Here is a 21,078-nt window from a genome sequence, read left to right as displayed (position 1 = left end):
CTCTATAGTATATTCACCTGCATAAAAAACGTTTTCACCATTCTATTTTTGTAATTTTATTTCAGCAATCGATTTATACTTCGGGGTTTCTTTCACGTGGGATTCGTATAAAGTAATTGTATCTGCTTGAAATGATATTTCAGGTACTTCTTTTATACTTTCTAAATGAAACTTTTCTTCTCCTATCCATTTACGAGCAACAGTAATATGTGGATGATACGGGCGTGTTTCTAGAGAAAATCCATTTTCTTCACAAATGACATGTACTTGCTTTTGCAACTGAAACAAATCGTGATTCTCACTTACCTTCGCCCAAAAAATACGGGGCTGATCTTCTCTACCAAACGTTGAAAAACCTTGTAACGTGAACGATAGTTCTTTTGTTTTTGTAAGTGTTTGTAATCCATTCTTTATCCCTTTTAACTGTTCTTCTGTCGCACCTCCTAAAAAGGAAAGGGTAATATGATAATCTTCCTTATGTACCCACGAGCGAAATGGTAATTCCTCATTCGTATCCTCTTTATAGTTAGACAGCACTTCTTTTATATGATTTGGTAACGTAATTGCGACAAAATAATGCCTATCCATGTACACCGTCTCCTTCTTTCTATTGTTTCTTTTCTTTCTTATCTCATTCAATTAAAAAGAAGCCGCCCTCTAAAGTAGAGAGCGGTCATTATTCATATATCGGCGATTAAAGTTTCACTTTACTTCGCTAGTTCATGAATTGCTTGCGCATAAATTGCTGTTGCTTTTAATAAGTCTTCAATTTCAATGTACTCATCTTTTTGATGCGCAAGTTCTTCTTTTCCAGGGAATAGCGGTCCAAATGCCACACCAGCTTTTAATGAGCGAGCATAAGTACCTCCGCCGATTGCTAACAATTCAGCTTTTTCACCTGTTTGTTTCTCATATACACGTTGCAACGTACGAATTAACTCGTGATCTTTATCAACGTGATGCGGACGAGAGTTAGAATAGTCTGCTACTGCAAATCCATACGTACCTACATATTCTTTTAACTTTGCAATCATTTCTTCAAAGTTAGTCGTAACTGGGTAACGTACGTTTAATCCTAAATTACCACCATTCTCTTTCGTATAAGAAAGGCGACCAACATTCACTGTTAATGGACCGCTAATTTCATCTTTATAAGCAATAGTAGCTTTTTCACCAAAAATATCACCAGTAAATGTTTCTGTTGCAAATATCGCAAATGCAGTTGCTTTTCCATCAAGTGAAACTGTAGTTAAGAAGTTTGCTAATAATAAACCTGCATTTTCTCCTTTTTCAGGAGTAGATCCGTGCGCTGAAATTCCTTCTATTTGCAACGTCACTGTATTGCCTTCTATAGTCGATTTCCCTATTTTTTTAGCAGTTTGTAAATACTCTTCATATGCTGCTGTAAGTGCATTTACATCTTCTCCTGTAATAACCGCTTCTGCAAAATCAGGAACCATATTTAAACGACGCCCTGAATCAAATGAAACAAGTTCATATGTACCTTTTTTCTCTTCACTACCATTTTGCACAACTTGTATATCAGAAATTCCTTTTTCTGCATTAATAATTGGAAAGTCTGCATCTGGTGCAAAACCGATTGTTGGCATTTCTTCGTTTTTAAAGTAGTGATCTACACATTTCCAATTGCTTTCCTCATCTGTTCCTATAATCATACGAACACGTTTTGAAAGAGGTAAGCCTAATTCTTTCACAATTTTCATCGCATAATATGCTGCCATCGTTGGGCCTTTATCGTCAATTGCACCACGTGCAAAAATCTTTCCGTCGCGAATATCCGCACTATACGCAGGAGTCGTCCAGCCATCTCCTTCTGGTACAACATCAACGTGACAAAGAATACCTACTAACTCTTCTCCTTGTCCCATTTCAAGATGACCTGCATATCCTTCTAAATTTTTAGAAGCAAAACCTTCAGCTTCTCCTTTATGTAACATGAAAGATAGCGCTTTTTCTACACCTTCACCGAATGGTGCGCCTTCTTTCGCGGATTCTTCTTCCCATACACTTTTAATTTGTAAAAATTGTTGTGTATCACGAATTAAATCATCTTTTCGTTTTGCAACTTCTTCAGTCCAATTAATCGCTGACATCACGCATCCATCCTTCACTATATTATCTCTTTCATCATAGCAAACCGAAATCCCTTATGCCATACACGAAAACTAAATACCGAACAATTGTAATATTTCAGACATTTCTTATTAGTTTTTCTTTTATTTTTCCAAAAAAATTTGCAGGAATTTGGCGTTTTACGTAGAATTTTATGTGTTAGTTGACTGACCATATATACAATGTCAACTACCAATATTTTTCTATATAAATATTTGTTAAACTTTTGTAAAATTTAAGTAGATTAAAGCATGAATTTTATCATGTAGAGTACAATGGTAGTAACGACCTTCTTTCCTGAATGGGGTCAAAAAAACTAGTAGAGGAGTGGTTTTCTCTTGAAACCTACAACTACTCGTATGCTAACACGCATTAAATCAATTTATATGTACATCAATGAAAACGGAACGGTAACGACGAAAGACCTTGTAGATGAGTTCGGGATCACACCGCGAACGATACAACGTGATCTAAATGTGTTGCAGTTTAATGAACTCGTGTATAGCCCTTGCCGCGGTAAGTGGACAACAACAGGAAAGAAAGTGAGAATGACCTCATAACGAAAAATAATTGTATGTAAATAAATACATACCCCTTTCTAACTATTAGAAAGGGGTTTTTTCTGCACCTATAAAGGTACTACTTTTCAGTATCTACTTGATATGTTCTTAACATTTCTACTTCTTCATCTGTTAGCTCTCGGTATTGTCCAAGTTCTAGTTCTTCATCTAATACTAACGGACCCATCTCTGTTCTTTTTAGGTAGACTACTTTTTTCCCTACCGCTTCAAACATACGCTTCACTTGATGGAATTTTCCTTCCGTAATCACAAGCTCAATTTCAGAAATATCATCGCTTTTCAATATTGTAAGCGCACCTGGCTTTGTTTCATAGCCATCGTCTAAAATAACACCTTTAGCAAACTCTTTTACATCCTCTTCTGTTACTACTCCTGCAACGTGTGCATAATATTTTTTCGGCACATGCTTTTTCGGAGATAATAATTGATGTGATAACTTCCCATCATTTGTTATCAATAAGAAACCTTCCGTATCGATATCAAGTCGTCCAACTGGGAACGGATCAAAGATTGCATCTTCTAATTCTAATAAATCTATTACTGTTTCATGATTATCATCTTCCGTCGCTGAAATAACACCTTGTGGTTTATGCATCATTAAGTAAACAAACTCTTTGTATTCCACAACTTCACCGTGAATCATAACTTCTTGCTCTTCTACATTTACATGAACTTTCGCATCTTTTACTGGCGTTCCATCAATTTTCACAACGCCATCTTTCAATAATTTCTTTACTTCTTTTCTACTTCCATATCCCATATTCGCTAATAATTTATCTAATCTCACGTTTTTCACCTTCTTTATTTATCATAGAAAAGGGGACGTAATTACGCCCCTCTTGATTTCAACTTTATTTTAAATCTACTACCAAGTTTACGTTGAATTTTATCTAATGCTTCTCCGCCAAATACTCTTTCAAGTACTCCTGTGCGAATTGCTAACAATCCGTAAACAAGACCACCAATACCTGCACAAATCGCAACTGTTATAAGAGCACCAATACGGCCATCAGGCGAAATCATGAAGGATAGAAGCCATTGTGATAGTTTTACAGCAACGACCATTATAAGTGTCAGTACTGCAATTTGGAATGTTCTTTTATATACAACACCGAATGAATAGTGTGCGTATTTTTTAATTTGTCGATTTGTATACCAAACAGAAGCTAAGAAACCAACTGCGGTCGCTAGAATTGCTCCTACTGTACCGAAATAACGAATAAAGATTACGTTACATACAAATTTCAAAATAACACCCATAATAAGCGCGACAATCGCATGCTTCTGCTGATTAATCCCTTGAAGAATTGCCGCTGTTACTGTAAATAAAGCAAATAACAATGCAACTGGTGCATACCACATTAATACTTGTCCACCTAATGGATCTGAGTCATAAAAAGCAGTGTAAATTGGATATGCAAGTGTTGAAATACCGATAACTGCTGGCAATGTTAAAAACATATTTGCTTGGAATGTTTGTGTAATTTGTAATTTCAAATAGCGGTATTGTTTTTCAGTAAATGATTTTGTAATTGCTGGTACAAGCGTTAAACTAAACGCTGTTGCAAGTGATACAGGAATCATAATTAACTTATGCGTCCACATTGTGAAAATACCAAGCGCTCGCTCTGCGATATCACCTTGACCAATCGCCTGCATAATTGAGTTAAATGTCAATGTATCAATTTGTTGATATAAAGGAATTGTTAACCCAATTACAACGTAAGGAATCGCATATGCGAATAACTCTTTAAACAATTGAACGGTACTTACTGTTGATTCTGGTACAGTTTGTTCAATTAAATATTGATCCAAATATTTTTTACGTTTTAACCAGTACCAAATTAACACACCGAGTGCTCCAACCGCTGAAACGAACGCAGCAAACGTCGCTACTCCAACTGCTGTTGCAACTGTACCGCCAAGTACTTTAATAACGATAAAACTACCAGCTAATAAAAAGACGATACGAATAATTTGTTCAATAATTTGTGAAACGGTAGTTGGTCCCATAGACTGGTGACCTTGGAAATAACCACGAATTAAACTCGCTGCTGGTACAACAATAAGTGCGAAACTTACAAGACGAATGATCGTCGTAACTTCTCCTACATTATTGTGTATACTTTGTTTACCAAGCATCGCTTCTGCAAACAATGGCGCCGTCATGTACAGTACTAGGAACGAAAGAACTCCTGTTACTATCATCATAACCATTCCCGAGCGGAACATTCTCCGGCTCGTTTTATAATCGCCAAGCGCATTATATTTGGAAACAAATTTTGAAACAGCAAGCGGCACACCTGCCGTTGCGATACTTAAAAAGATCGTATATGGAATGTATCCATATGTATAGAGCGTTCCGCCTTCTGTGCCTACTAATGCATGAAACGGAAAGACGTAAATCATGCCTAAGAACTTTACTAAAAATGTCCCTAGCGTAACAATAAGCGTTCCGCGCAGAAATTTCGAATCGGACATACAAAAATCCTCCTACATCTACATAAAGTGAAACTATAATTAGTTGGAGACTTCTCTCCTACTCCTTATTAGTTGAACCATTCGAGCATTTACAGGCTAACAGACTCCCTATTTACTTCTCCTAAATCTTGAGGTTTTAGTCTTATCGCCTACAAATAGCAGGATAGTGCTGAACTCTAACTTTTGTATTGTACCACAATTCTCTCATTAAGCAGTACTTCACTCTATTTTTCTTTTAAGGGAAAACATGCTATTCTTTTAGGCAGGAAATGTAGAAAATGAGGTCGATATATTATGCATTATGATGTTATTGTCATCGGCGGCGGTCCTTCTGGGCTAATGGCTGCAATTGGTGCTGCAGAAGAAGGCGCAAATGTCTTACTTCTTGATAAAGGAAATAAACTTGGGCGTAAACTTGCGATTTCTGGTGGCGGACGCTGCAACGTAACAAACCGTCTACCACTTGATGAAATTGTTAAACATATACCAGGAAACGGTCGCTTCTTATACAGCGCTTTTTCTATTTTTAATAATGAAGATATTATTACATTCTTCGAAAATCTCGGTGTTAAATTGAAAGAAGAAGACCACGGTCGCATGTTCCCTGTGTCAAACAAAGCGCAATCTGTTGTAGACGCACTTTTAACACGATTAAAAAACTTAGGTGTAAAAATCCGTACAAATACGCCTGTTGAAACGATTGAATATGAAAATGGTCAAACAAAAGCAGTTGTACTGCAAACAGGCGAAGTGTTAGAAACAAATCACGTCGTTATCGCTGTTGGCGGAAAATCTGTTCCTCAAACTGGTTCCACTGGAGACGGATACGCTTGGGCTGAAAAAGCAGGTCATACAATTACAGAATTATTCCCAACAGAAGTACCTATCCTGTCAAACGAGCCGTTTATACGTGATCGCTCATTACAAGGTCTTGCTTTACGTGATATAAACTTAAGCGTATTAAACCCGAAAGGAAAAGCTATCATTTCTCACAAAATGGACATGCTCTTCACTCATTTTGGCCTATCTGGTCCTGCTGCTCTTCGCTGTAGTCAATTCGTCGTGAAAGCACTTAAAAAGTTTAAAACGAACACAATACAAATGAGTATTGATGCATTGCCAGAGGAAAATAGTGAGCAATTATTTCAGCGCATGCTGAAACAAATGAAAGAAGATCCGAAAAAAGGAATTAAAAACGTTTTAAAAGGTTATGTCCCTGAACGTTACTTCCTATTCTTATTAGAAAAAAATGAAATTGACGGTAGTGAACAAGCTGGACAAGTTTCTCACGAAAAGATTCGTGCACTTGTGAAAGACTTTAAAGAGTTTACTGTGAATGTAAATGGTACGCAGTCAATTGAAAAAGCATTCGTTACTGGCGGAGGTGTATCCGTGAAAGAAATTAATCCGAAAGAAATGTCTTCTAAATTTACGAACGGCTTATATTTCTGCGGAGAAGTTCTTGATATCCACGGTTATACTGGTGGCTATAATATTACATCAGCCCTTGTTACTGGTAGAATTGCTGGAACGACAGCTGGAGAAAACGCGAAAATGCAATATTAAAAAAAGAAACAGGGATTCCTGTTTCTTTTTTAATATTGCCATGAAATCATTATCGGCGATTCCACAGATATATCAGCGATTCTGTAATTATATCGGCGATTTTCCAAATTTATCAGCGATTCTACAACTTATATCGGCGATTTCTCAAATATATCGACTTACCGACAAGAAGCGACAAACATCTGCTCCATGTAACTTTCCATTGCTTTTTTGTTGCTTTATATACCTTAGTACCTTTATATTTTATATTGTTGAATATTTAAAAAGGGTAAGGGGAAAACAAATGAGAAAAAAAGTCATGATGTCTTTAATGTTAATGACGTTTCTTTCTGCGGTAGAAGGAACGATTGTTAGTACAGCAATCCCTCGTATAACGAGTGATTTGTCAGGCGTCGAACTTGTTAGTTGGGTATATGCAATTTATATGCTTGCAACAGCTGTTTCGACTCCAATATACGGAAAGCTCGCTGATTTATTCGGTCGTAAAAAGGTTTTACTGATCGGGGCTACAATCTTTTTAGTCGGTTCTGCACTTTGCGGAGTCGTTACATCGATGGAACAATTAATTTTCTTCCGCGCGCTTCAAGGTATCGGTGCTGGTGCTGTTATGCCCATCACAATGACGATTATTGGAGACTTATATAGCGAAGCGAAAGACCGCGCGAAAGCACAAGGTTGGATGAGTGCCGTTTGGGGTGTATCCGGTGTTATCGGACCGTTAGTAGGTGGATTTTTAGTTGATTCTCTTTCTTGGCGTTATATTTTCTTCTTAAACGTCCCATTCGGAATTATCGCTTGCTTAATGATTGTAATTTACTACAAAGAATCTATTAAACCTGCTAAACATCATATCGATTATCTTGGTGCAACAGTCTTCTCATTAAGTACAATCGCTCTACTATATGCATTATTAACAGGTAGCAGTAAGCAAAACTGGGGAGACATAACAATTATCGGCCTATTAATCTTCGCCGTCGTTTCATTTATTATTTTCTTATTCATCGAGAAAAAATCTCCGGAACCATTAATTCCGCTAGCACTTTTCTCTAACCGTACATTATCTACGATAAATATATTAACTCTTATTGCTGGCGCAATGATTATTAGTATTACTGTGTATCTTCCAATTTGGAGCCAGGGTGTTTTAGGAAAAAATGCAACAGAAGCTGGACTCATTTTAATGCCAATTCCTGTTATGTGGACATTTGGTGCTATGTTCTCGGGTAACTTAGTTGGCAAGTTAAAAACGAAACAAATTATTTTACTTGGAGCTAGCATCTTATCAGTTGCTACGTTCTTATTATTTACACTATCAACAAATTCACCATCGTTCCTTATTTATGTAGCAGTCGGATTATTCGGCTTAGGAATGGGGCTTGTGACACCGATTTACATGGTAACAATTCAAGCAGCCGTGCCAGCTCATACACGCGGGACAGCTGTTGGTTTAAATACATTTATTAATACATTTAGTCAAACGTTAGGTGCTGCAATATTCGGTACAATCTTCAATACGATGATTCACGCACGTGGTATTAAAAATCTTGATCTTGTATCTGGTGGACATGGCGGTACTACAGCAAACGTAGTAACCGAATCACAATCCGCATTAGCATCAAGCGTACATGTCATTTATATGAGCACTTTCGTATTAGCAGTATTTACATTAATTATTGCTTGGCTTTTATTAAAGCCAGCTACACAAACAAGTGAGCAACAATAAAAAGGATGACCATTTTGGTCACCCTTTTTTTATTCTTCATTCTCCACAATATGTTTCAGCATGGATAATTTATTATCCCAAAAACGTTCATAATACGAGAGCCACTGTTGTAATTCTTCTAATGGTTCTGGATGCAAACGATATATCTTCTCTCTTCCGCTTTTTCTTCCACTTACTAAATTCGCTTCCGAAAGAATATGAAGGTGCTTTACAACCGCAGTACGACTCATCGGAAAATGATCCGTTATTTTGGAAATCGGTAACTCTTTGTCACTTAATAACCGTATTACTTCTCGGCGGGTTGGATCAGCAATTGCTTGAAATACATCATATTTCGCTGCTGACGAGGACACTTAGCCTTCGACAACCTTTTTCAGTTTTTCATTTACAATCGCTACCCAACCACCGCTCATTCTATCGCGAATAATAGAGCTCTTCGCATTCGCTTTCGGAAGAATTTCATCAGGATGTTTCCAGCCGCCGTGAATTAACGTAAATTCTGTTTTGTTATCTCCTAAGTCTTTCAAATTAAATGAAACAACCCAGCCATCTGTATCCCATGAGAAAGATAAATGGTTTGGCTCATCAATTTCTAACACTTTACATGGTGATGGCCCAAATGGCGATTGCACATGAAATTCATGCCCTACCTCTAATACAAAATCATTTGGCATAAACCATGACGCAATCCCTTCTGCAGTTGATACTACACTCCATACCTTTTGAATAGACGCGTTAAAAATGATTGTTTGTTTAATATCATTTAATGTATTTTGTTGTTCCATGTTCATTCTCCTTTACTCGGCGTTATAACATAACACCTTTTGGTTACACTTCGATAATATAACACCTTTCAGTTTCATGTCAACGCTAATTCTTTTACTGTTGAGAAATTCTCAACATTTTTTCAACAGGACAAACACCCTCTTAGCATTTCCTCATAATATACTCACAAAGGCAATACAAAATAAAAACTTCTCTCAACATGAAACTCCATCATTCATATTGAAAGAAACGCCTTACTTATATCATGCGTACTTCGTCTCTCCTCCTTCCCTCAGGGACAATACGCGAGATATGAAAAATCAGAAGGAATATGCCCACCATTTGAGTAGGTAGTTATTTCTCTTCTCCTCAACATTTCCTTAGGAGCGAAATGACTACCGACTCACTTTTTTCAAACAAAATAAAAAGGGGTTGAACGCTATGTTCTATTGTATTAACTGCTCTGATATTCACCATGAAAAACATCCGAATGATAAAGTATTTAAAAACGGTTTTTATATTGATCCATTTTTAGGTGATCGTTATCACCTTGGTATGTGTAAAGATGCCCAAAATCACGAAACAGGGGAGCCTCTTTTAACGACAAAAAAATTAGGCGCACCCCAATCTATTATGAATGTATTACCGACACATGTTGTCCCAACATAAAGCATAAAAAAGAGCTGGCTCACCCAGCTCTTTTTTATGCTTTATAAACGATCATTGCTGAAAAACAATAAATTTGGTTTTCATCGTCGTTAATGGAAACACCAACTTGATATTTAATATCTACAAAGTTGCTATCATCAATCTTTTTCAAAAAAACATTTACAGCATCTTCTAAGTCTTTTTCGTGACTTTCATCAAATACTTTCACACGAATCATGTTAACACCGTCCTAGATCGCAGCCCTCCGCCGCTTGATTATTGCCACGGTGCGTATCTATGATGCGATAAAACTTTCCATTCTCATATATATATCCGTCTTCTAACACATATTCTTTATCTTCAGTATAGACATAAAACTTACCTATCATAAATTTACTCGTATATAATTCCAAATAATTTTGTCTAAATTTAGCTACAACTTTATTTGTAATATCAATTTTTATTGTGCGCCCCACCTTCTCTCCCTCCTTTGCAAAGAACGGATTTAGGTATATTGTATTAGCGCTTTTACATTTTATGCTTAAAAATAAGTGGATATGCCTTCTTTCTTCACCTGTACTATTTTTCTAAAAAAATCACTATAAATAAGGTCCAAAAAAAAAACATAAAAAAGCACTTTATCTTATTGACTCGAATATAAATATTATGTTATTATATAAAATTTGACATTTTTGCATACGTATGCTATCATTAAAAGTGGTTACCACATATGGAGGTGGATGATTTGTTTCAAATTGGTGATAAAATCGTTTATCCAATGCACGGTGCAGGAATCATTGAAGCAATTGAAGAGAAAGAAATATTAGGTACTTCACGTCAATATTGTGTGATACGCATCATTAGTAAAGATATGCAAGTAATGCTTCCGATGGAACAATTAAAAAAATCGGGTATTCGTTATATCGTTGATCGAGGTACGTTAGATGATATACTTCTTGAATTTCAAAACGGGGAGTCAGACCCATCACTCTCATGGAAACAAAGATATACAATGAATATGGAAAAAATGAAAAATGGCAATTTACAAGATAGCGCAGAAGTGGTTCGTGATTTACTTCGCCGTAATAAAGAGAGAACATTAAATGCGAGCGAAAAACAAATGCTAGATAATGCACGAAAAATGATGATCAGCGAAGTCGCGCTCGTACAAAATGTTACTGAACATCAAGCAACAGAATTTCTTCAAGATACAATTAATCACTAAATTTAAAATAGCTGGCCGCTATTTTTTTTGTAAAAAAAAGGACGAAGAGTTTTATCTCTTCGTCCTTTTATATTACCCACGCCCAGCTTGAAACGATGGATATAACGTCATTCCACCATCTGCAAATAGCGTAATTCCAGTTACATAACTCGCCTCTGAAGAAGCGAGCCAAGTTGCTACTGCTGCAATTTCTTCTGGTTTTCCAATGTAGCCCATCGGTATCATACTTTCTACGTCAGCACGTTTTTTAGGATCAGCAAATTTTTCTGCATTGATCGGCGTATTAATTGCACCTGGTCCTATATTATTTACTCGAATACCTTTTGGCGCATATTCTAGCGCTAACGTTTCTGTCATCAGTTTAATACCACCCTTACTCGCTGCATAGTGCACGAATAGTGGCCACGGAATTTTCTCATGAACACTAGACATATTAATGACAGACCCTTTAATGTCATGTTCTACAAAATATTTAATCGCTTCACGACTTCCTAAAAAAGCACCTGTTAAATTTGTATTAATTACCTTATTCCAATCTTCAAGTGGCATTTCATGCGATGGTACTGCATTTTCTATCCCTGCATTATTAATCATAACGTCGAGCGTACCAAATTCTTTCACAGCAGATTGAATGAGATTCACAACATCTGATTCGACGGTTACATCACCTTTTACAGCAATCGCTTCTCCGCCTACCTTTTTAATTTCTTCTAACACATCATTTGCTTCTGATTCTCGTGAGCGATAATTAATAACCACTTTCGCTTTTTCCTTAGCAAACCTTACTCCCATCGCCCTACCAAGACCAGTTGCTGATCCTGTAATAACGACCACTTTTCCTTCTAAATCACTATACATTTCAATACCTCCTTTAACTTTTTGCTATACCTAACATAATTCCGGCTGCGATAATAAAAACGATACCGACAACGATACCCGTTAATTGGCGTTTCGTTTTCTTTTCACCTAATATAAGGATCCCACCAAGCGTGGAAATAATAATTCCCATTTGCGATAGCGAGAAACTTGTTGCGACTCCGACACGCGGTTGTGAAATGAATAAAAACATATTTCCAGCTGCCCATATTAATCCTGGAATAATATTTCTTATCGCATATTTATTAAATGGATGATGCTTAAACGTAAGTAAAATCCCCCCTAATACCATACCAACTGCTTGTGGTAATAAAGCCGACCAACCATCTACGTTAAATAACCTAATCACTACTACGTAAACTAAATAACCGACTGTTGAAATTAATAAAATTATGATACCTCTTTTAAAATTTGCTGCTTGCTCTGCATTTTTTTCTTCTTCACTTTGAAGTGATGTTAAAATAACACCGACAATAATACAAACGAGCGCTAAAATCCCAAGGACGACCGATATTGTCGTGGACCATTCATGAAATACGATAACGCCAAATAAAGTCGTCGCAACTAATTGAAGTCCTGTTGAAATTGGCATCGTCCTCGAAACGCCCATTAAATCAATACTTTTCAATTGATTCGCCTGACCAAGCGCCCAAAATAAACCTGACACAACTCCAACCCCAATCACGGTAGGTGTTAATACTGGCTTCATAAAAATATAAACAACAATTGAGAAAATAAGTGCTCCAAACGTTGTTCCAAGCGTTTGACTATACGGTCCCCCGCCCAGTTTTACGTTAAATAACACAATACTCCCCCAAAATATAGCTGGTAAAATTGCTAAAAATATATCCATCGCCCATTACCTTTCTCTGTAAAATGTTATAAATTGAAACTTTAATCATCCCGCAAATAGCGGAATAAGTTACCGCTCTCAATCATTAGAATGAGCTTTCATTTTTTCTTTTTTGCGAGCACAAATCTTTTCTACAACATCATTAGAAACATTTTTTTCTCGCTCCACATTTTTTACCTTTATATGATCTAAATAATCCTCCAAAGTAAGTGTAACTTTGTCATTTGGCGGATTATGCGCCCCTTGAAATGTAAGAAATTGTAGCGTCACTTCAAATCTAGGTACAAATTCATCTTTCCTGCCGAGACGCTTTATATTTATAACTGCATCACATTCATATTGATCTTCTGTCACTTGTCTAATAACCGAATAGTACCTATTCAATAACGCACTCTCTAAAAGCTGTTCTCTTGATTCTTTCGCGAAAGAATCGCTTGGAGAAGAGAAAAAGATAGAACATATCGCTGTAATAATTACACATATTTTTTTCATAACGTCCTCCTTATCCTATAAGTTAGTGTTCTCAAAAACGCCATAAAAAAACGACTTCCCCTACTTAGGAAAGTCGTTTTAATGAATCCAATATTAACCACCACTCACTGGTGGTATAAGTGCAACCACATCACCATCTTGGACCCTGTCATCTTCATTTGCGTATTCTTCATTAATCGCAACCATAATTGGCTCTGAAACTGGTACATTATATTCTTTCGCAACAACATCTTTTAACTCTGCAACTGTAATATTTTCTTTCTCTATTTGTAATTCACTTGTCCCTGCTTCTTCTTGCAAGTGCGCAAATAACAATACTCTAATCATACTTATAGCTCCTTCCCAGGCTCTCCCGCCGGATATGGTGTTTTTTCTAATTGATCACCAATCCATGAGTCACCATCTTCCCAAAACTCCTTTTTCCAAATCGGAACAATTTGTTTTATGCGTTCCATAATATATTCGTTCGCTTCATAAGCCGCTTTACGGTGTGGTGTTGAAACAGCAACAACAACCGCTATATCAGAAATTTGCAACGTACCGATGCGATGTGTAATCGCAACATATGTACCCGGCCATTTCTCTTTCACTTCCAGACCAATTTTCTCTAGCATCTTTTCTGCCATCGTCTTATAAGCAACATACTCTAAGTATAATGTACGACGCCCTTTCGTAAACTCTCTAACCGTTCCAATAAATGTTGTAACAGCACCGCATTCACGTCGAATCACTTTCTTCGTTACCTCTTCAATCGAGATTTCTGTATCAATTACTTCATAATATGTATTTGTCATTTCGCACTCCTAACCGTTTGTAAAAACCAGTCTATGTACAACTCTTCTTCTGTTATATGAAATACTTTATATTCTTCTCGTATATTTGCCGGGACATCATACCACGTAATAATCGCCACTATATTTTCTACTTTATGTAAAAGTTCAACGTCTTCCGCAGAACGAAGTAACACTACTTTCGGGTAGTTCTCTTTTTTATAGCCCTCTATTAAAATTGTATCCACTTCAAAAAACTCATATAAGCGAATAATTTCTTGCAAGGACCATTTCTTTCTTAGTGAAGAAAGTGAAAGCAATCCAGCACCTTCTACACTACTTACGACAGCACCAGCTTTACGGTGTCTTTCGCTATCTTTTTGCGCTACTTCTGGAAAACCTCCGTGCCCGTGATGTTTAATTGTAGCAACTTTCATTTCACTTTCAGCTAACACATGCACAATTTTCTCTACAAGTGTCGTTTTTCCGCTATTTTGATATCCTACTATTTGTAAGATTGAAGGGGCTTTGCCCATGGCCAATCACATCCCTCAGAGTGCTCTAACAATAATACGGATACTTTCATCCCAGTCTCAAATCCTCTCGTTCCTCCAGGTAACACGATAAAAGCATTCGCATCTGCAAGTGAAGATACCGCACTCGATTTATCTAAACCAACCGGCATCGCTTGTAACGCCCCGTCCACAATCGTTACGTTTGCTCTTACGAAACGAGTAAATGGATTTGGCTTTGAAAAATCTTTTTGTAAAATAGCATCCGCTCTATATACGTGAGGTTCCTTCGCATACAAATACGTTTTTATAATTGGATGCACAAATAATTCAAAGCCTACATAACAAGCAGACGGATTTCCTGATAAACCGAAAAGTAACTTCCCATCAACTTCAGCTACTGTCGTTACACTTCCCGGTCTCATCGCTATTTTATTAAAGAGTACATTCGCCTGTAACCTTTCATAAATAGCTGGTAAGTAGTCATAATCTCCTACTGATACACCGCCTGTTGTAATTAAAATATCGACCTCATCCATCGCTAATTGAACAGCTGTAAAACATGCATCTAGCTCATCGGCGAGTTGACCATAATAACGAACTTTCCCGCCAGCTTTCATAATTTGAGCTGCGATCATATACGAGTTACTATTTCTAATTTTCCCCGACTGTAACGGCTCATGTACTTCTAGTAATTCACTTCCTGTTGTTACAATACCGACAACAGGCTGTTTTACAACTTTCACAGTGCTATATCCAAACGTTGCTAGTAAGGCCGCAACACCTGGATTAATTGCAACACCTTTCTTAACGAGAACTTGATTTTGTTTTATGTCTTCTCCTTTAAACGACACATTGTCACCGTTATTAAAAGGGCGTTTTAACTTCATATATGTTTTCCCGTTCTTCTCAAACCCTTCTGTCAGCTCGAGCATTACGACTGCATTACATTCTTCTGGAATAGCTGCTCCTGTCATAATGCGAATCGCTTTAAAAGCTCCTACTTCTTCTAAAAAAACAGACCCCGCCCCTATTTCTCCTATTACTTCAAATTCAATTGGATTCTCTTGGGTTGCTCCTTTCGTATCTTCTGCTCGAATGGCGAAACCATCGTAAGGGGAACGATCAAAATGAGGAACGTCATGATCTGAGACAACATCTTCCCCGAGAATTCTCCCGTAACTTTCCGTAATAGAAATTTCTTCTACTTCACCATGCTTCGCATATTTCATTACCCGTTCTACTGCCTCAGCAACTTGAATTGGAATTCGTTTTTCTACCATCGTTTCTCACCTCATATTTGCAATTTTTTTTATCTCGATTAAACTTTATGTATTCAATAGAAATTACTTCAAGGAGGAATTCCATGTCTTCATTTACACATTTTAATGACCAAGGACGCGCAAAAATGGTTGATATAAGCGACAAAAAAACAACCGTTCGAACAGCAATTGCGTGCTCTAGCATTGTCGTTACGAAAGAAATTTACGATAAAATCTCTCACAATGAAATTGGGAAAGGTGACGTATTAGCAGTTGCGCAAATCGCAGGCATTATGGCTGCGAAACGAACTTCTGATATTATCCCAATGTGCCATCCTTTATTATTAAAAGGTGTTGACGTTTCTTTCGATTGGAAACAATCAGAAGAACAATATCGTTTACTCATTGAAGTAAAAGTTAAAACAGAAGGTAGCACCGGTGTTGAAATGGAAGCTTTAACAGCTGCTTCCACTACCGCTCTTACTGTGTATGATATGTGTAAAGCTGTCGATAAAGGTATGATTATCGGCGAAACGTACTTACTTGAAAAAACAGGTGGAAAAAGTGGAGATTATACGAGAAATTCATAATCCTCTCTCCGTTGAACCTAAAGGATTTCCTTTAGGTTCAACCTATATATCTTGCATATAAACTTTTCGCTACATTCATATCATTCGTCCCATGAATAAACGCCCTGCCATCTGTAAATAAAACAAAACGATATTCTTCTACCGGAAATGATAATAAATAAGGTGTCGCCTTTATCTCTACGCTTCTTTGTAAGCGCTTTTTAATTTCTTCTAAATTAAAATTCTTCCGCACACCTGGGCGAATTTGTACTGTATTTCGCCCACATAGCACTTCTGTTTTTGTTTGTGCTTCAAATGTTAAACTCGGATATGTACGTAACCTTCCGCAAGATAAACAAGTATCTTTTTTCTGTCTATTCACTTTAAATGCCATCTGTTGATTATTCCAAAGATCAAACGATAACATCGTTTCACGAAGCGCCCCAAAGTCTTCTACTAATATTTTCAGCGCTTCCGTAATTTGATGCGCAACTACTAATTGTACTGCCGGTTGTATAATACCAGCTGTGTCACATGTTGCTCCGCTCGCCGGATGCTCCATTAAACAGCGAAAACACGGTGTTTTCCCTGGTAAAATTGTATACGTTACTCCGTAACTCCCGACGCAACCACCATATATCCACGGAATATTATATTTTTGTGAAATATCATTAATGAGAAGACGCGTTTCAAAATTATCTGTCGCATCTAATATTAAATCTACATCACGCACTAGCTCTTCCATTTCTTGCACCGTTACATCCGTCACAACCGGATTTATTTCCACCTCAGAATTAATCGCTTGTAAATGTTCTGCAGCCGCTATCGCCTTCGGTTTATACTGCTTTGCATCTTCTTCCGTATATAGTTGTTGTCTTTGTAAATTACTCCATTCTACATAATCACGATCAGCAATCGTTACTTTTCCAACCCCTGCTCTAACAATCGCTTCTGCATTTGCCGCACCGAGAGCACCAGCACCAATAATAAGCACATGCTTCTCTCTTATTTTTCTCTGCCCTTCTTCTCCAACACCAGAAAATAATATTTGTCTTGAATATCGCTCCTGCATGCGATAGCCCCCTTTCTTATCCTCCTATATAAGACATTTCGATTTTCGGACGATTTTTTGCACTTTCTTCTGTCCGTTCATCCGAATACCTATCTTTTCTATTCATCCATACATCTTGTATAACACTTAATAACTCCTCATCCGAAAGATTTCCTCTAAGAAGTTCTCTTACATTCAAACCCTCTGTCGCAAATAAGCACGTATAAAACTTTCCATCTGCCGAAATTCTCGCCCTCGTACAAGAGCCACAAAATGACTCAGAAACAGATGTAATAAAACCAACTTCAACATTTGTTCCAACATACCGATATCGCTTCGCAACTTCACCAAAGTAATGGGCTTCAGCTGGCTCAAGCGGATACACCTTATGAATCATCTCAATCAATTCTCGCTTTGTAACCACTTGATCAAAATTCCACCCATTTGTACTACCAACATCCATAAACTCAATAAACCGAAGCGTGATTCCTTGCTCTTTAAAATACGCAGCCATCGGAAGTACTTGATGATCGTTCATCCCTTTTTTCACAACCATATTTACCTTTACTTCCAGCCCCGCCTCTTTAGCTGCTATAATTCCCTTAATCACCGGTTTCGTATTAATATTTCGACCATTAATATTCTTAAATATGTCGTCATCTATCGCATCTAAACTAACATTCACTCTATGTAATCCAGCTTCTTTTAATGCCTTCGCTTGTTTCGTTAAATGGATAGCATTTGTAGTTAACCCTATATCTATTAGCCCATCAATTTTCACAAGACGTGCAATAAGTTTTGCTAAATCTTTACGAAGTAGTGGCTCACCGCCAGTAATTCTAATTTTTCGTACACCGATGTTAACAAATAATTTTGCCAAACGCTCAATTTCATCAAAAGTTAGTAAAAACTCATCTTTCAAAAAAGCATAATCTGGCCCAAATATTTCCGCCGGCATACAATATGTACATCTAAAATTGCAACGATCAATGACAGATATACGTAAATCTTGAAGTGGGCGTCCAAAAAAATCTTTAACCATCTCCTGCATCGCCACCCTCCCTTTCTGCCAAATTTCTTTCTTTTCATTCTATTATAATATATTTTCGAACTGCGATGTTTTTGCTCAAGTGAATAAAGTGAAACTTTAAATAATTAGAGGGTATCCACTCCCCCTGGTTAACGAGGTTTACTTACAAATACAAGGATAAAAAACCTTGAAACATAAAAGTTTCAAGGTTTTCTGCTTATTAACTTAATCTAATAATAGTTAGAGTAGCCCCTGGCGTTGCCGTAGATAATGTAGCTACTGCAACTACTCCAAATAATTGTAAGCTAACTGCAGCTCCAGCAGGCAAGTTAGCAATTATTGTTGCACTAAATGAACCAGTAGCGACTGTCGGGGCATTTATCGTTCCCGCAAGCGGACTGCCATTTACAGTTATACGAGAACTTACAAGTAATCCTGCCGTTAAATTAATTGTATAAGCTATATAATAGTTTCCTGCATTCGCAACTGTAAATACAGTATTCCCACCACTAACAGTTATTCCTGGGCCAATATTTTGATTGTTCGGTAATGGTACGTTCGTACCACCTAATAAAACGGAAATAGCGGTTCCTGATGTATTATTCGCAAACGCATACGTTGCAGTTGTACTAACTCCAGTCGCCCCGGTCGCTCCAGTGGCTCCAGCTCCGGTTGGACCTGTATCTCCAGTTGGACCTTGTGAACCGGTTGCTCCTGTAGCCCCCGTTGGACCTTGAATTCCTTGCGGGCCTTGAATTCCTTGGGGACCTGTCGCTCCGGTTGCTCCTGTTGCTCCCGTTGGACCTTGAATTCCTTGCGGGCCTTGGATTCCTTGTGGGCCTTGAATTCCTTGGGGACCTGTCGCTCCGGTTGCTCCTGTTGCTCCCGTTGGACCTTGAATTCCTTGCGGGCCTTGAATTCCTTGTGGGCCTTGAATTCCTTGGGGACCTGTCGCTCCGGTTGCTCCTGTTGCTCCCGTTGGACCTTGAATTCCTTGCGGGCCTTGAATTCCTTGCGGGCCTTGTGGGCCGGTCGGACCTATGTCACCTTGCGGACCTTGGATTCCCTGTGGACCTTGTGCTCCTGTTGCCCCCGTCGCTCCTTGGATTCCTTGAGGACCTTGTGGACCTTGAATTCCTTGTGGGCCGGTTGGACCTATGTCGCCTTGTGGACCTTGAATTCCTTGGGGACCTTGTGCTCCTGTTGCCCCCGTTACTCCTTGGATTCCTTGCGGGCCTTGAATACCCTGTGGACCGGTTGGACCTATCTCTCCTTGAACACCTTGGATTCCTTGCGTACCCTGTAAACCCGTCACTCCGGTTGCTCCCGTTTCTCCTGTCGCTCCTGTCACTCCAGTTGGGCCTGTCGCCCCGGTATCCCCTGTTACTCCTGTCGCACCTGTTGCTCCTGTCGGGCCAGGTGGTCCACCTGATGGACCTGTCACTCCTGCCGGACCTGATGGCCCCGTTGGGCCTGTCGGTCCTGCTGGTCCTCCTGACGGGCCTGTCACCCCTGTTGGACCGGTTACTCCTGTTGGACCGGTTGATCCTTCTCCCGTCGCTCCGGTTGATCCCGTTTCTCCTGTTGCTCCCGTCGGACCTTGCACTCCTTGAATTCCTTGTGGTCCCTGCACTCCTTGTGCTCCTGTTGCTCCTTGAATCCCTTGTATACCTTGCACTCCTTGTGCGCCCATCGGACCTGTTGGACCAATCGCCCCTTGTATACCTTGCACTCCTTGGGGCCCCTCTGGACCTGTTGCTCCTATTTCCCCTTGTATCCCTTGAATTCCAGTTGCTCCTTGTGCTCCTGTTGCTCCCGTTATCCCTTGCACACCTTGTATTCCCTGTATTCCTTGTGGACCTTGTGGGCCTGTTGCTCCTACCGGTCCTTGAATTCCTTGTATCCCTTGAGGACCCTCAGGACCCGTTGCTCCAACTGGCCCTGGCACACCTTGTATTCCTTGCGGGCCCTGAAGTCCCTCTGGGCCTTCTGGACCTGTTGGACCTATCTCTCCTTGTATCCCTTGGATTCCAGTTGGACCTTGTGGCCCAGTCGGACCTATGTCACCTTGCGGACCTTGGATTCCCTGTGGGCCTTGTGCTCCTGTTCCCCCTGTCGCTCCTTGGATTCCTTGAGAACCTTGTGGGCCTTGAATTCCTTGTGGGCCTGTTGGACCTATGTCGCCTTGTGGGCCTTGAATCCCTTGCGGACCTTGATCTCCAGTGGCCCCCGTTACTCCTTGAATTCCTTGAGGACCTTGAACACCTTGGGGACCCGTCGGACCTATCTCTCCCTGCACACCTTGGATTCCTTGCGGACCTTGTAAACCCGTCACTCCGGTTGCTCCCGTTTCTCCTGTCGCTCCTGTCACTCCAGTTGAGCCCGTCGCCCCGGTATCCCCTGTTACTCCTGTCGCCCCAGTTGCTCCTGTCGGGCCAGGTGGTCCACCCGATGGACCAGTCACTCCCGCCGGACCTGATGGCCCCGTTGGGCCTGTCGGTCCTGCTGGTCCTCCAGATGGTCCTGTTACCCCTGTCGGAC

At 39.1% G+C, this 21,078-nt stretch carries 23 protein-coding genes and 1 pseudogene; 6 read left to right on the top strand and 18 right to left on the bottom strand.

The window, feature by feature from the left end; genetic code table 11:
• Positions 1-42: 42 nt before the first annotated feature.
• Both thpR and pepV read right to left on the bottom strand, forming a co-directional pair.
• The gene (gene thpR / locus H6481_RS25920; protein ID WP_000373843.1) at positions 43-588 is read right to left on the bottom strand and encodes an RNA 2',3'-cyclic phosphodiesterase; all 546 of its coding nucleotides are present in this window, start codon (positions 586-588) and stop codon (positions 43-45) included.
• 119 nt (positions 589-707) lie between these two features.
• Complete coding sequence (gene pepV, locus H6481_RS25915; RefSeq protein WP_182813581.1) at positions 708-2,114, bottom strand: dipeptidase PepV; 1,407 nt, start codon at positions 2,112-2,114, stop codon at positions 708-710.
• A 357-nt stretch (positions 2,115-2,471) separates the two neighbouring features.
• Between pepV and H6481_RS25910 the strand changes: the two genes are divergently transcribed.
• The gene (locus H6481_RS25910; protein ID WP_000805512.1) at positions 2,472-2,693 is read left to right on the top strand and encodes a DeoR family transcriptional regulator; all 222 of its coding nucleotides are present in this window, start codon (positions 2,472-2,474) and stop codon (positions 2,691-2,693) included.
• A gap of 79 nt (positions 2,694-2,772) precedes the next feature.
• Here the strand turns inward: H6481_RS25910 and H6481_RS25905 are convergent, their stop codons facing one another.
• Positions 2,773-3,501 (bottom strand): pseudouridine synthase, encoded by a 729-nt coding sequence (locus tag H6481_RS25905; protein ID WP_001234948.1) that lies wholly within the window; start codon positions 3,499-3,501, stop codon positions 2,773-2,775.
• A gap of 41 nt (positions 3,502-3,542) precedes the next feature.
• A complete protein-coding gene (locus tag H6481_RS25900) occupies positions 3,543-5,195 on the bottom strand; it encodes a polysaccharide biosynthesis protein (RefSeq protein ID WP_001284026.1) in 1,653 nt (550 codons plus the stop codon).
• A 294-nt stretch (positions 5,196-5,489) separates the two neighbouring features.
• Between H6481_RS25900 and H6481_RS25895 the strand changes: the two genes are divergently transcribed.
• Complete coding sequence (locus H6481_RS25895) at positions 5,490-6,761, top strand: NAD(P)/FAD-dependent oxidoreductase (protein ID WP_025118400.1); 1,272 nt, start codon at positions 5,490-5,492, stop codon at positions 6,759-6,761.
• 283 nt (positions 6,762-7,044) lie between these two features.
• The gene (locus tag H6481_RS25890; RefSeq protein WP_001228030.1) at positions 7,045-8,484 is read left to right on the top strand and encodes an MDR family MFS transporter; all 1,440 of its coding nucleotides are present in this window, start codon (positions 7,045-7,047) and stop codon (positions 8,482-8,484) included.
• A gap of 29 nt (positions 8,485-8,513) precedes the next feature.
• Here H6481_RS25890 and H6481_RS25885 read toward each other — a convergent pair whose 3' ends face one another.
• Positions 8,514-8,837, bottom strand: a complete 324-nt coding sequence (locus H6481_RS25885) for a metalloregulator ArsR/SmtB family transcription factor (protein WP_000098837.1) — start codon at positions 8,835-8,837, stop codon at positions 8,514-8,516.
• Positions 8,838-9,269: an SRPBCC domain-containing protein gene (locus H6481_RS25880; protein WP_069356322.1), complete on the bottom strand. Its 432-nt coding sequence runs from the start codon at positions 9,267-9,269 to the stop codon at positions 8,838-8,840.
• Positions 9,270-9,690: 421 nt separating this feature from the next.
• On the opposite strand from H6481_RS25880, the gene H6481_RS25875 reads away from it, so the two are divergent.
• Positions 9,691-9,918 (top strand): DUF3973 domain-containing protein, encoded by a 228-nt coding sequence (locus tag H6481_RS25875; protein WP_016080023.1) that lies wholly within the window; start codon positions 9,691-9,693, stop codon positions 9,916-9,918.
• Positions 9,919-9,952: 34 nt separating this feature from the next.
• Here H6481_RS25875 and H6481_RS25870 read toward each other — a convergent pair whose 3' ends face one another.
• Entirely contained in the window at positions 9,953-10,135 is a 183-nt protein-coding gene (locus H6481_RS25870) for a sporulation protein Cse60 (protein WP_000621751.1), read from the bottom strand.
• A gap of 1 nt (position 10,136) precedes the next feature.
• Positions 10,137-10,373, bottom strand: a complete 237-nt coding sequence (locus H6481_RS25865; protein ID WP_000533806.1) for a DUF2553 family protein — start codon at positions 10,371-10,373, stop codon at positions 10,137-10,139.
• A 254-nt stretch (positions 10,374-10,627) separates the two neighbouring features.
• On the opposite strand from H6481_RS25865, the gene H6481_RS25860 reads away from it, so the two are divergent.
• Positions 10,628-11,122 carry a CarD family transcriptional regulator gene (locus H6481_RS25860; protein ID WP_000451446.1) on the top strand — a complete coding sequence of 165 codons (495 nt, stop codon included), beginning with the start codon at positions 10,628-10,630 and terminating at the stop codon, positions 11,120-11,122.
• A 72-nt stretch (positions 11,123-11,194) separates the two neighbouring features.
• On the opposite strand, the gene H6481_RS25855 is transcribed toward H6481_RS25860, so the two are convergent.
• The 7 genes from H6481_RS25855 to glp form a co-directional block, all read right to left on the bottom strand.
• The gene (locus H6481_RS25855) at positions 11,195-11,980 is read right to left on the bottom strand and encodes a glucose 1-dehydrogenase (RefSeq protein ID WP_000286698.1); all 786 of its coding nucleotides are present in this window, start codon (positions 11,978-11,980) and stop codon (positions 11,195-11,197) included.
• A gap of 13 nt (positions 11,981-11,993) precedes the next feature.
• Positions 11,994-12,851: a glucose uptake protein GlcU gene (gene glcU / locus H6481_RS25850; protein WP_000350865.1), complete on the bottom strand. Its 858-nt coding sequence runs from the start codon at positions 12,849-12,851 to the stop codon at positions 11,994-11,996.
• A 78-nt stretch (positions 12,852-12,929) separates the two neighbouring features.
• Complete coding sequence (locus tag H6481_RS25845; protein ID WP_000717656.1) at positions 12,930-13,343, bottom strand: DUF3888 domain-containing protein; 414 nt, start codon at positions 13,341-13,343, stop codon at positions 12,930-12,932.
• A 93-nt stretch (positions 13,344-13,436) separates the two neighbouring features.
• Positions 13,437-13,670, bottom strand: a complete 234-nt coding sequence (gene moaD, locus H6481_RS25840) for a molybdopterin converting factor subunit 1 (RefSeq protein WP_000621772.1) — start codon at positions 13,668-13,670, stop codon at positions 13,437-13,439.
• A 2-nt stretch (positions 13,671-13,672) separates the two neighbouring features.
• The gene (gene moaE, locus H6481_RS25835; protein WP_000185943.1) at positions 13,673-14,137 is read right to left on the bottom strand and encodes a molybdopterin synthase catalytic subunit MoaE; all 465 of its coding nucleotides are present in this window, start codon (positions 14,135-14,137) and stop codon (positions 13,673-13,675) included.
• A complete protein-coding gene (mobB, locus tag H6481_RS25830) occupies positions 14,134-14,649 on the bottom strand; it encodes a molybdopterin-guanine dinucleotide biosynthesis protein B (RefSeq protein WP_098356025.1) in 516 nt (171 codons plus the stop codon). Before mobB ends, moaE begins: the two co-directional genes overlap by 4 nt.
• Entirely contained in the window at positions 14,619-15,908 is a 1,290-nt protein-coding gene (glp, locus tag H6481_RS25825) for a gephyrin-like molybdotransferase Glp (protein WP_182813579.1), read from the bottom strand. Before glp ends, mobB begins: the two co-directional genes overlap by 31 nt.
• Positions 15,909-15,991: 83 nt before the next feature.
• Between glp and moaC the strand changes: the two genes are divergently transcribed.
• A complete protein-coding gene (gene moaC, locus H6481_RS25820; protein WP_078994656.1) occupies positions 15,992-16,477 on the top strand; it encodes a cyclic pyranopterin monophosphate synthase MoaC in 486 nt (161 codons plus the stop codon).
• Between the two features lie 37 nt (positions 16,478-16,514).
• Here the strand turns inward: moaC and H6481_RS25815 are convergent, their stop codons facing one another.
• From H6481_RS25815 to H6481_RS25805, 3 genes and pseudogenes are all read right to left on the bottom strand, one after another.
• Positions 16,515-17,528, bottom strand: coding sequence for a molybdopterin-synthase adenylyltransferase MoeB (locus H6481_RS25815; protein WP_016080015.1), 1,014 nt, complete (start codon positions 17,526-17,528; stop codon positions 16,515-16,517).
• Positions 17,529-17,544: 16 nt separating this feature from the next.
• Positions 17,545-18,558: a GTP 3',8-cyclase MoaA gene (gene moaA, locus H6481_RS25810; protein WP_053563524.1), complete on the bottom strand. Its 1,014-nt coding sequence runs from the start codon at positions 18,556-18,558 to the stop codon at positions 17,545-17,547.
• A gap of 199 nt (positions 18,559-18,757) precedes the next feature.
• Positions 18,758-21,078: pseudogene (locus H6481_RS25805) on the bottom strand (BclA-related collagen-like exosporium protein); the annotation flags it as partial.

Source organism: Bacillus sp. ME78 (assembly GCF_903970865.1).
Taxonomy (GTDB): Bacteria; Bacillota; Bacilli; order Bacillales; family Bacillaceae_G; genus Bacillus_A; species Bacillus_A cereus.
This window is presented reverse-complemented; position numbering and strand designations above follow the sequence as displayed.